The organism is Rhodococcus sp. KBS0724 (assembly GCF_005938745.2).
Classification (GTDB): Bacteria; Actinomycetota; Actinomycetes; order Mycobacteriales; family Mycobacteriaceae; genus Rhodococcus_F.
Window position 1 is genome coordinate 5,721,035 of the sequence record NZ_VCBX02000001.1, and the last position, 11,374, is coordinate 5,732,408.

Sequence of the window (11,374 nt, forward strand, 5' to 3'; positions counted from 1 at the left end):
TTGATCTCCTACTGAAATTTTGTCGTACACAAAGACTTGCTGAATGCGGTCAGGGATTGCGTGGCGCGTCATCGCGGAACACACTGCGGCGGGCAATCTTCCACTCATCGCCGACCCGGATCACTCGATCGGTGATCGTTGTCATCCGAACCAATCGCGTGTCGCCACCGCGTGTGGTGGCGACAATCTGCAGGTAGCCGCACACCGTCAACTCGGCTTCGGCTGCCGGTTCCACCAACAGGTTGGTGATCACGTGTCGGTGCACCTCGTCAGCCGCATCGGCTCCCGAGTAGAAGCGGCCGGCAAAAGCTTCGAGATCCGAAAAACCGACTACGGGTTCCGGATAGCTGGGCGAGTGGAACTCACCGTCAACTGTAAATGTTGCCGCCCAATCCCGTTGCCGCCCAGAGTCGATGAAGTGACTCTGCAATGCGTACAGCTGGTGGATTGCGACAACATCGTCGGTTGCCACTCCGCGGTAGTCAGTCATGAGGATGTTCTCTCCGGAAACACTGCGTTGGACTCCCCCAAGGGGGTTGCCCACTTATTCAATGTGTGCGATAATCGCACAGGCCGTGCGATATGAACAAAGCGTAGGTGGCCCACCTCACAAACGTCAAGGAGCGAACTCGATGCGCGAACTCAGCGATGACCATCGACCACGAATAAGCCCAGTTCAGGTGGACTCCGGCATGTCGAAAACTCTCCATCACGGACTCGAAATTCTGGAGCTCCTCACCTCGTATCCGCACGGATTGTCAGTCACCGACATCGCCGACGGCATCGGCGTTCACCGGACTGTCGCGCACCGACTCATCCGAACCCTCGAGGCACATCACTTGTGCCGCAAGGACACTTTCAAGCGCGTCACACTCGGCGCCGGACTGGTCACCCTCGCCGAACCGGTCGAGCAGGATCTACGAACCCTCGCCCGCCCGATCCTCGAAGAACTTGCCGACGCCACCGAGGCCACCGCCCACCTCGTAGTCCGCGAGAGCGAGACGGAAGTTCGCGCACTGATGGTCGTCGAACCGCGCAGTGCCCGCATGCACGTCGCCTTCCGTCCCGGCCAGGTCGATCCGATCGACCGCGGCTCCGCCGGCCTGTCCATGCTTGCCTCGCTCCCGCCCGTCGACGGTGAACGAGACGAAGTGCGCATTGCTCGCGCCCGCGGTTACGCGTCGACGATCGGCGAAATCACCCCTTCGGTCCACGGCATCTCGGCGGCAGTTCCCGGACGCCGCGGCGACGCCATCACCAGTATCGGAATCTCCGCTTTCCACGCCGACGACCAGGACGCACTGGGTGCGGAAGTTATCGCGGCCGCACAAAAACTGGGAAGCTTGTTGCGCTGATCGCCCTCCAATGTCGAGCCTCGGGAATATCGCAGGCTCGACATTGTTGACTCCACATGAGATAGTTGAACAATCAACTACCTGAGTGCAAGGAGTACGACATGCCTGCTATGACAGTCGAGAATATTTTGGCCCTGCCCCGGCTCGACGAGCCTGCAGCGTCCGCAGTCAGCCGCCCCGTCAAGAGCATCACCACCGCTCCGGTCGGCTACGAAGGCGAAGGGTTCCCCGTACACCGCGCATTCGCGGGCATCGATCTCTCCGCACTCGACCCGTTCATCCACATGGACCAGATGGGTGAGGTCAACTACGCCCCCGGCGAACCCAAGGGCACGCCGTGGCACCCGCACCGCGGCTTCGAAACCGTCACATACATGATCGACGGCATCATGGAGCACCAGGACTCCAACGGTGGTGGCGGCATTATCGGCGGCGGTGACACCCAGTGGATGACCGCAGGTGGCGGCATCCTCCACATCGAGACTCCCCCGGAGCACCTCGTTGTCAGCGGCGGCCTCTTCCATGGCGTCCAACTGTGGGTGAACCTGCCCCGTGACAACAAGATGGCGGCGCCGCGGTACCAGGACATCACCGGAAACAAGGTGGCCCTGCTTTCCTCGCACGACGGTGGCGCATTGGTTCGCGTCATCGCCGGAGAGATTGCCGGCCACGCCGGACCGGGATCGACCTACACGCCCATCGCCCTGTCCCACACGACCATCGCACCTGGCGCCAGCGTCACCTTGCCGTGGAACCCCGAGTTCAACGCCATCGCGTACGTTCTTGCCGGTGAGGGAACCGTCGGCGCCGACCGTCGGCCGATCCGCGCAGGCCAGACCGCCGTCTACGGACGCGGCGACTCCATCACCATCGCCGCATCCGATCGCCAGGATTCACGGACCGAATCGCTCGAGGTCTTCATCCTCGGCGGCAAGCCGATCCGCGAGCCCATCGCCATGGCCGGACCGTTTGTCATGAACACCAAGTCCGAGGTAATGCAGGCGTTCGAGGACTTCCAGGCCGGACGCCTCGGCTCCATCCCGGCAGCCCACGAAACTCTGAGCTGACATGTCATCGGTAGTAGTTCAGCGTGCGCATGAACGTGCGCACCTGAACTACGGCTGGCTCACGTCGCGTCACAGTTTTCCCTTCGCCGGGAACTTCGACCACGCCGCCTACGCACACGGGTTGTTGTTGGTCAACAACGACGACATCGTCGAAGCCGGCTCCGGTTTCGACACCCATCAACACCTCGATACCGAAATCGTCACGTGGGTGCTCAGCGGTTCCCTGGTCCATCAGGATTCAGCGGGGCATACCGGCGAAATTCATCGCGGCCTCGCGCAACGAATGAGCGCCGGAACCGGGATCCTGCATTCCGAGCGCAACGACACCAGACGCGCCGACGGTACCCGCCACACCGAACCGGTCCATGTCGTCCAAATGTGGATTCCGCCAGACGAATCCGGGATCACTCCGAGCTATCAGGAACTCGACGTCAATACCGAACTCGACGCCGGTGGTCTGATCACCTTGGCGTCGGGAATGCCGGCGCACCGCGATCACAGTGCGATCACGCTTCACAACAAGTATGCGGCGCTGCACGTCGCACGGCTCGAACCCGGCGAAGTCATAACACTTCCGGACGCTCCGTATGTTCACGCCTACATCCCGCAGGGCTCCGTCACTGTAGAGGACGTGGACACTCTCATTGCTGGAGATTCGTTGCGACTCAAGGAAACCGGCGGACATCGAGTCACCGCCGTGGAACCAGCGGAGGTCCTGATCTGGGAGATGCACGCCGGACTGCAGCCGCATCTCGTACGCTGAAGGAATTCGGCCCCAAAGGAGGAACGCCATGTCGGCGCTCACAACCCCGCACATCGACGTCCATCGCAGCGGCGATCGCCTGAAATCCCGCATCTCCTGGCTTGATTCAAAACATTCCTTCTCGTTCGGGCAGCACTACGACCCCGACAACACCCACCACGGCCTGCTCCTCGTCAACAACGACGACACTGTGCTCGCGGGCACCGGATTCGATACTCACCCGCACAAGGACATGGAAATCGTGACGTGGGTGCTTCGCGGTTCCCTCGTTCACCAAGACTCCATCGGACACTCCGGCGTCATCTATCCCGGACTCGCGCAACGGATGAGCGCGGGCACCGGAATCATGCACAGCGAGAAGAACGACTCGTGGCGTCTGGGCGGCCGACAGCACTCCGACCCCGTGCACTTCATCCAGATGTGGGTAGCACCCGACGAGGGCGGACTGACACCTGGATACGAACAACTCGAAATCGACGACGAACTCCTACGCGGTGGCCTGATACCCGTCGCCTCCGGAATGGATCGCTACAAAGATCATTCGGCTATCCGCATCAACAACAAGTACGCGGCACTACATGTGGCTCGGATTCTCCCGGGAACAAGCGTGAGCCTGCCGAGCGCCCCGTTCCTCCATGTCTTCGTAGCGCAAGGAACCGCAGAGCTGGAGGGCACCGGCACCCTCTACGAAGGTGACGCCGTGCGGATGAGCGACTCCGGCGGACAACTCGTCACCTCCGAAACCGGTGCCGAAGTACTGGTCTGGGAGATGCACGCACGTATCGGTGGCTGAGACCCGCCGTCAACTCCCATCCCAGGTTCGGGCGATACTCGACGCATGAGCATCGACAACTCCGCGCCCACCGTCAAACTTGATCCCCTCAACACCTTGATGGATGTACGCGCAGTGGCGATCACACCGGGCGATCTCACTTTCGCTCAGACAATCGGGAATCGCTTCCACGACCATCGCGGACGCACAGTGCTCGGATCGCTCGGCGTCATGATCGACGGCGCCATGGGCGGAGCTGTGTACTCGGGACTCACTTCTGGCCATCAGTCGGTTCTCGCTCAGGTCACGGTCAGTGCGGCCGCCGATATCCCGACGATCGGAACAGTCGGAGCCACCGGTGTACTCATGCACCTCGACGACGGCGTCGGCCTTGCGTCGGGGCAACTACGCGGTGACGACAACACTCTCCTGGCAGTGATGGCCGGACGCGCCATGGTTGTCTCACGGCCACCCGTCGTCGCACCCGACGAGTACATCGCCGGCCCTGCCCTTGACGTACCGGTGCCCGAGGAAGTCAGCGATCTGAACGGGCGCAGCGGCTCCGACGTCGTCGAAGGAATCCTGGCCGGAACTATCAAGCGCGGACCGCTCAATGGACTCCTCGACCTCACGCTGACCGAGGTGACGCCAGGTTCGGTCGTCGGCGAACTCGCGCCGGTCGAATGGATGGCAAATCCCCTCGGCGCAGTGCAGGGCGGTGTACTGATCTCCGTAACCGACGCCATCACCGGACTCGCCGCGCAAACCCTCACCACCGCCGAACAGGATTACCGCGTCCTCGACCACAAGATCGACTTCCTGCGCTCACCCGCCATCGGTGGTCCCGTCATGCGTGCCGAAGCCAGCGTGATCCGCGCCGGCCGTAGGCTCGCACTCATCGAATCGCGCATCGTGGACAACACCGGCCAGGTCTACATCCGCGCCACTTCGAGCGTCCAGATGATCTCCCAGCAAGTTCACAGCCGATAACCAGCCTCGCGCCAGGGCGCTCGTCCACCATTGAATCAACAGCCCAGATCAATGGAGGTAGACGCGTGAACAAAGACATCGAAGCCAGCCGGCAACGAGTGAGCCGTAGACGAGCACTGGCGCTCGGCGGAACCATCAGCCTCGGCGGACTCATCGCCGCATGTTCCGGCAACAACGGCAGCTCCACCACGACGTCCACCGCTGCAGCGTCTACGACCACCGCCGGCACCAGCGCCACCGCTGCCTCGGCAACCTCCGCAGACGCGGTCACCGCGCTGCTCGCCAAGGCACCGCAGTGCGTCATGAGTGAAGAAGAAACTCAGGGCCCGTACTGGTTCGACGTCGACTCCATCCGCAGCGACATCCGCGAAGACCGACCAGGCACCACCCTGCAGGTCGCACTCCGGGTGCAGGACAACAGCATCTGCAACGCCGACGGCACCGTAGGCGCAGTCAGCAACGCCGTCGTCGAGATCTGGCACTGCGACGCGGGCGGCGTGTACTCCGGCTTCGAGTCCGGTTCCCTGAGCGCAAACGGTGGCGGCGGTGGCGGAACTCCTCCGGCCGGCGGCATGGGCGAACCTCCCGCAGGCGGCATGGGCCAGCCCCCGTCAGGCGGACCCGGCGGTGGCATGGGCGGCGGCGACATGGGCTCGATGGGCGGCTCGGGTGAAACCTCCGACGGCTCGTACAGCGTCGGTGACAGCGAAGCCACCACCACGGACGACGGCACCTACCTGCGCGGCGCCCAGACCACCGACGCAAACGGGATCGCCCAGTTCACCACCATTTTCCCGGGCTGGTACATGGGCCGCACCACGCACATCCACGTCAAGGTTCACATCGACAAGAAGACCGTCCTGACCACGCAGACCTTCTTCGAGGAGTCCCTTCTCGACGAGGTGTACGCCGTCAGCCCGTACAGCGAGCACACTGGCCGTGAGAGCAACACCAACAATGCCAACGACAGCATCTTCTCCGACACCGGCATGATGACCGCCGAAAAGCAGTCGGACGGCTCTTACCTCGCCGTCATCAACCTGGGCATCGACGCCTGATCCTTCACAATCAAGGGGCCCACTTAATCAGACCGGTTGGTCGGCTAATGTTCGCAAGTCCAGTTTGCGAACATTGGGGTTATTGAGTGAAGAAGAAGTTTGTCGGCGCACTGTTGTGCGTCACGTCGGCAGTCGGTATGGCACTCGCAGGAGGTGGTGTCGCCAACGCCGCTGGCACCTACATCCCGGCCGGCACCGACGGCGTATACCGCGTCGGTGGCGGTGACGGCCAGATGCTGCCTGGCCTGTGGAGCACTTCAGGTGGTCGATCCTGCTACTGGGAGCGCACCGGCTACGGCCGGGACATCATTGCCAACAACTACGGCGGCGGCCCCGAAACAATCGAAATCAGTTGGGGCGATACAAGCTTCACCTCCGACCGATGTGGCGCCTGGCAGCGTCACGCACCGGTTCCCAATCCGATCCCCGGACTTCCGCCCATCGAGGCTGTTGACTACCAGAACATGATGTCTGTACTCGTCCCTCTCGGCATTGGGTCAGCGGCCGTAGGTTCGTCGATGGGTTCCACGATCCTCCCCGCCCTGATCGTCAGCGGGAGCTGATCCGATCGTGAAGGATTTTGTTCGCTGAGCGAGCAAAATCCTTCACGATCAGCGTCCCTCGGGGAACCTCCAGCGCTGTGCCACGTCCAAGCAGTCATGAACACCAACAAAATCATGGCGGCCCAGGACGGCGTCATCACCCGCGCGCAGGCAATAAGCAGTGGTGTCAGTTCCGCTGCAATCTCGCGGCGACTGATCTCCGGCGAATGGACGGCCCTGCGCACCGGGGTCTACCTACGCGAGGATCGCGAACGGACACCGGCAGTCGATCTGCGTGCGGCCGTCTACAGCAGCGACGGGTGCGCGCACGGCCCCTCGGCTGCATGGTGGCACGGACTGCTCAGCAAACCTCCACGCCGCCATTCGGTGACCGTGCCCTTGTCCCGGTCCGTCACCTGCACGGGTGTTCAGGTGCGCCGACGCGACCTCGATCGCCGCGACGTCGACAACCGCCGCTCCCTGCGCGTAACCAGCCTGCCACTGTCAGTGCTGGAAACGGCGGTGGTGGTGTCCGATGGTGCGGAGCTGATGGATCGAGCGCTTCAACGCCACACATCCCTCCCGATTCTCGAAGCGGTGCATCAACGCAACCTCGGGCGCACCGGAAGCGCCGCAGCAAGAAAACTGCTGCGCGCCGCTGGACGGGGCGGCGAATCCGAAGCCGAGCGGATCTTGCATCAGCTTTTGAGATTGCACCGGATCTCCGGCTGGACCACTCAGCACCGAAGCTGCGGCTTTGTCATAGACGTGGCGTTCGTCTCGCACGGCGTAGCGATCGAGGTCGACGGTTGGGCGTGGCACCGAGATGTGGACCGGTTCAATTCCGACCTGCACCGGCAGAACATTCTGGTCAACGCGGGCTGGCATGTCCTCCGCTTCAGCTGGCATCAATTGACGCTCACACCTGAACTTGTGGTGACGCAGATCGCCCGAGCACTGAACGGCTCACGATAACGACTGAGCGGATTGTGGTGATCGTGTAAGGATGGAGAAATGACCACGGCTCATCGCTCAGGCATCGACCTCACCCACCTAGACAGCGAGACCCGCGCGCAGGACGACCTGTTCGTCCATGTCAACGGGAAATGGCTCGCCGAATACGAGATTCCCGCAGACCGCGCAGTCGACGGCGCTTTCCGCACGCTGTACGACAAGGCCGAGGAAGATGTGCAGACCATCATCACCGAGGCGTCCGCGTCGTCACCGGAGTCCGGTACCGATGCCCAACGCATCGGCGATCTGTACTCCAGTTTCATGGATGCCGACGCTATCGAGGCTGCCGGTCTCACGCCGATCGACGACGAACTCGACGCAATCGCGGACGCGGCCGATCGTTCTTCGCTGGCCACGGTAATCGGACGCCATCAGCGCACCGGTGTCGGCGGCGCTATCGCGCATTACGTCGATACGGATGCGAAGAACTCCGAGCGTTATCTCATCCATTTCAGCCAGTCCGGCATCAGCCTGCCCGACGAGTCGTACTACCGGGAAGAGAACTACGCCGAGATCCGCGACAAGTTCGTCGCCCACGTCGAGAAGATGTTCAATCTCGCGGGGCTCGGCTATGAGGCGCAGCGTGTGTTCGACCTCGAGAAGAAGATCGCGGCCGGGCACTGGGACGTCGTGAAGCGTCGTGACGCCGAGTTGAGCTACAACCTCGTCGAATTCGAGGAACTGACCGAGCAGAACCCCGGATTAGACTGGGCTGCTTGGCTGTCCGGCCTGGGAACAACTTCCGATAAGTTCGCGGAAATCGTGGTTCGCCAGCCCGGATTCCTGCACACCTTCACCGCGCTGTGGGCGTCGGAAGAACTCGACGACTGGAAGGCGTGGGCTGCATGGAAAGTCATCCATGCGCGAGCTCCGTATCTGCATTCCTCGTTGGTGGACGAGAACTTCGCGTTCTACGGCACCGCGCTCTCGGGTACCGAAGAGAACCGTGAGCGCTGGAAGCGTGGCGTCGGCCTGGTCCAGGACCTGCTCGGCGAAGCCGTCGGCAAGCTGTACGTGGAACGCCATTTCCCGGCCGAAGCCAAGGTGCGCATGCAGGAACTGGTCGGCAATCTTCAGGAAGCCTACCGCCGCAACATCTCCGACCTCGAGTGGATGAGCCCGGACACCCGCAAGGCTGCGCTGGCCAAGCTCGAGAAGTTCACCCCCAAGATCGGCTATCCCGACAAGTGGCGTGACTACTCGGGTCTCGAGATCTCGGCTACGGATGTCGTCGGAAACTACCGCCGCGGATACGCCGCGGAATACGACCGCGACCTCGCCAAGCTGGGTGGGCCCGTCGACCGCGACGAGTGGTTCATGACCCCGCAGACGGTCAACGCGTACTACAACCCCGGCATGAACGAGATCGTGTTCCCCGCAGCCATTTTGCAGCCGCCGTTCTTCGACGCCGCCGCTGACGACGCCGCCAACTACGGTGGAATCGGTGCCGTCATCGGCCATGAGATCGGGCACGGTTTCGACGATCAGGGTGCCAAGTACGACGGCGACGGCAACATGGTCGACTGGTGGACCGACGACGATCGCACCGAATTCGGCAAGCGTACAAAGGCTTTGATCGAGCAGTACAACGAATTCGAGCCCAAGGAACTGCCCGGCCATCATGTCAACGGCGAGTTCACGATCGGCGAGAACATCGGCGATCTGGGCGGCCTGTCCATCGCGATCGCGGCGTACAAGATCGCGACCGAAGGCACCGAACCGCCTGTCATCGACGGGCTCACCGGTTTGCAGCGCGTGTTCTTCGGATGGGCTCAGGTGTGGCGGACCAAGGCGCGAGAGGCCGAGGCACTGCGTCGACTCGCCGTCGACCCGCATTCACCGCCGGAATTCCGCTGCAACGGCGTCGTCCGCAACCTCGACACCTTCCACGAGGAGTTCGACGTCAAGCCCGGCGATGCACTGTATTTGGAGCCGGAGAAGCGCGTAAAGATCTGGTGACCTGATCCTGAAGGATTTCGTTCGCTGAGCGATCGAAATCCTTCAGGATCAGTGAGTGCTTAAGCTCCGTACACCGGCGTCGGGGTCTCGGCCTTCTCCAACAGCGATGCCACGACGGGTCCGATTTCCTTCGGGTCCCAGCGATCGCCCTTGTCTTCGCTCGGGCCGTGACGCCAGCCTTCTGCGACGGTGATCTTTCCACCCTCGATCTCGAAGACGCGTCCCGTGACGTCCTTGGACTCTGCGCTACCGAGCCACACGACGAGCGGTGAGACGTTCTCCGGAGCCATGGCGTCGAAGCCCTCTTCCGGAGCTGCCATCATCTCGGCCATTGCGCCGCCGGCACCAACCGTCATGCGGGTACGCGCGGACGGTGCAATTGCGTTGACGCTGACGCCGTAGTTCTTGAACTCTGCTGCTGCCTGGATGGTCATCTCGGCGATGCCGGCCTTCGCTGCGGCGTAGTTGCCCTGGCCGATGGAGCCCTGCAGTCCGGCGCCCGAGCTGGTGTTGATGATGCGTGCGTCGATCGGATTGCCCGCCTTGGCCTCGGCGCGCCAGTAGGCGGCGGCGTGGCGCAGGGGCGCGAAGTGGCCCTTGAGATGGACGCGTGTGACGGCGTCCCATTCGGCTTCGCTCATGCCGACGAGCATGCGGTCACGCAGGAAGCCTGCGTTGTTGACCAGTACGTCGAGGCGGCCGAAGTTGTCGATGGCGGTCTTGATGAGGTTTTCCGCACCGGCCCAGTCGGCAACGTCGTCACCGTTGACAACAGCTTCGCCGCCCGCGGCGATGATTTCTGCGACTACCTGCTCGGCCGGGCTCTCGCCGGTTGCGGAGCCGTCAGCACCTGCGCCGATGTCGTTGACGACAACCTTGGCGCCCTCTGCCGCGAATGCCAGTGCGTGCGCGCGTCCGATACCGCGGCCTGCCCCGGTGATGATGACTACGCGTCCATCGACCAATCCACTCATTTTTATCTCCTATTGCACTCTGCTCGGGCTTGTCGGCTCCGCTTGTGTGCTAACTTACCAAGCAATCGCTTGGTTTGGTACACAGACGTAAGGAAACCCGCTATGGGCATCAGCACCTCCTCCGACGGGACCGGCATCACCACGGTCACCATCGACTACGCACCGGTCAATGCAATCCCGTCGCAGGGATGGTTCGATCTCGCCGACGCGATCCTCGCCGCAGGTAAAGACCTCAATACCCACGTCGTGATCCTGCGAGCCGAAGGCCGCGGATTCAACGCCGGCGTCGACATCAAGGAGATGCAGGCCACCGACGGCTACGACGCTCTTGTTGCTGCCAACCGCGGTTGCGCTGCTGCTTTTGCCGCGGTCTACGACTGCGCCGTTCCGGTCGTCGTGGCAGTCAACGGCTTCTGCGTCGGCGGCGGCATCGGCCTGGTCGGCAACGCTGACGTCATCGTCGCTTCCGACGACGCGATCTTCTCGCTCCCCGAGGTCGACCGCGGCGCACTCGGCGCAGCAACACACCTCGCTCGCCTGGTACCGCAGCACATGATGCGCACGCTGTACTACACCGCCCAGAGCGTCGACGCCCACACACTCAAGCAGTTCGGCAGCGTCTACGACGTCGTCCCGCGCGAGAAGCTCGACGATTGCGCCCGCGAGATCGCTGCCAAGATCGCCGCCAAGGACACCCGCATCATCCGGTGCGCGAAGGAAGCCATCAACGGCATCGACCCCGTCGACGTCAAGAGCAGCTACCGCCTCGAGCAGGGATACACCTTCGAGCTCAACCTGCTCGGTGTATCCGACGAGCATCGCGACGAGTTCGTCGCAACCGGCAAGCCGCGTGAGAACGCAACCCAGAAGGAAGGCTGAG

General features: G+C 62.7%; 12 protein-coding genes. 10 read left to right on the forward strand and 2 right to left on the reverse strand.

Annotated elements, in window-relative coordinates; genetic code table 11:
• Positions 1–49: 49 nt before the first annotated feature.
• Positions 50–490 (reverse strand): nuclear transport factor 2 family protein, encoded by a 441-nt coding sequence (locus FFI94_RS26235; protein WP_138870383.1) that lies wholly within the window; start codon positions 488–490, stop codon positions 50–52.
• Between the two features lie 142 nt (positions 491–632).
• Here FFI94_RS26235 and FFI94_RS26240 point away from each other — a divergent pair, with 142 nt between their 5' ends.
• The 9 genes from FFI94_RS26240 (at position 633) to FFI94_RS26280 (ending at position 9,520) form a co-directional block, all read left to right on the forward strand.
• On the forward strand, positions 633–1,355 hold the full coding sequence (locus FFI94_RS26240; protein ID WP_045064872.1) for an IclR family transcriptional regulator: 723 nt from the start codon (positions 633–635) through the stop codon (positions 1,353–1,355).
• A gap of 101 nt (positions 1,356–1,456) precedes the next feature.
• On the forward strand, positions 1,457–2,422 hold the full coding sequence (locus FFI94_RS26245) for a pirin family protein (RefSeq protein ID WP_138870384.1): 966 nt from the start codon (positions 1,457–1,459) through the stop codon (positions 2,420–2,422).
• A gap of 1 nt (position 2,423) precedes the next feature.
• Positions 2,424–3,185 (forward strand): pirin-like bicupin family protein, encoded by a 762-nt coding sequence (locus tag FFI94_RS26250; RefSeq protein WP_138870385.1) that lies wholly within the window; start codon positions 2,424–2,426, stop codon positions 3,183–3,185.
• Between the two features lie 28 nt (positions 3,186–3,213).
• Positions 3,214–3,978, forward strand: coding sequence for a pirin-like bicupin family protein (locus FFI94_RS26255; protein WP_138870386.1), 765 nt, complete (start codon positions 3,214–3,216; stop codon positions 3,976–3,978).
• A 45-nt stretch (positions 3,979–4,023) separates the two neighbouring features.
• Positions 4,024–4,947: a PaaI family thioesterase gene (locus FFI94_RS26260; RefSeq protein WP_138870387.1), complete on the forward strand. Its 924-nt coding sequence runs from the start codon at positions 4,024–4,026 to the stop codon at positions 4,945–4,947.
• Positions 4,948–5,012: 65 nt separating this feature from the next.
• On the forward strand, positions 5,013–6,005 hold the full coding sequence (locus FFI94_RS26265) for a protocatechuate dioxygenase (protein ID WP_138870388.1): 993 nt from the start codon (positions 5,013–5,015) through the stop codon (positions 6,003–6,005).
• 86 nt (positions 6,006–6,091) lie between these two features.
• Entirely contained in the window at positions 6,092–6,568 is a 477-nt protein-coding gene (locus tag FFI94_RS26270) for a hypothetical protein (RefSeq protein ID WP_138870389.1), read from the forward strand.
• 96 nt (positions 6,569–6,664) lie between these two features.
• Positions 6,665–7,522, forward strand: coding sequence for a type IV toxin-antitoxin system AbiEi family antitoxin domain-containing protein (locus FFI94_RS26275; RefSeq protein ID WP_138870390.1), 858 nt, complete (start codon positions 6,665–6,667; stop codon positions 7,520–7,522).
• Positions 7,523–7,561: 39 nt separating this feature from the next.
• Positions 7,562–9,520: a M13 family metallopeptidase gene (locus FFI94_RS26280; protein WP_138870391.1), complete on the forward strand. Its 1,959-nt coding sequence runs from the start codon at positions 7,562–7,564 to the stop codon at positions 9,518–9,520.
• Between the two features lie 59 nt (positions 9,521–9,579).
• On the opposite strand, the gene FFI94_RS26285 is transcribed toward FFI94_RS26280, so the two are convergent.
• A complete protein-coding gene (locus FFI94_RS26285; protein ID WP_033236661.1) occupies positions 9,580–10,494 on the reverse strand; it encodes an SDR family oxidoreductase in 915 nt (304 codons plus the stop codon).
• A gap of 102 nt (positions 10,495–10,596) precedes the next feature.
• On the opposite strand from FFI94_RS26285, the gene echA20 reads away from it, so the two are divergent.
• Entirely contained in the window at positions 10,597–11,373 is a 777-nt protein-coding gene (gene echA20 / locus FFI94_RS26290) for a (7aS)-7a-methyl-1,5-dioxo-2,3,5,6,7,7a-hexahydro-1H-indene-carboxyl-CoA hydrolase (protein ID WP_033236660.1), read from the forward strand.
• The last annotated feature ends 1 nt before the right edge of the window (position 11,374 follow it).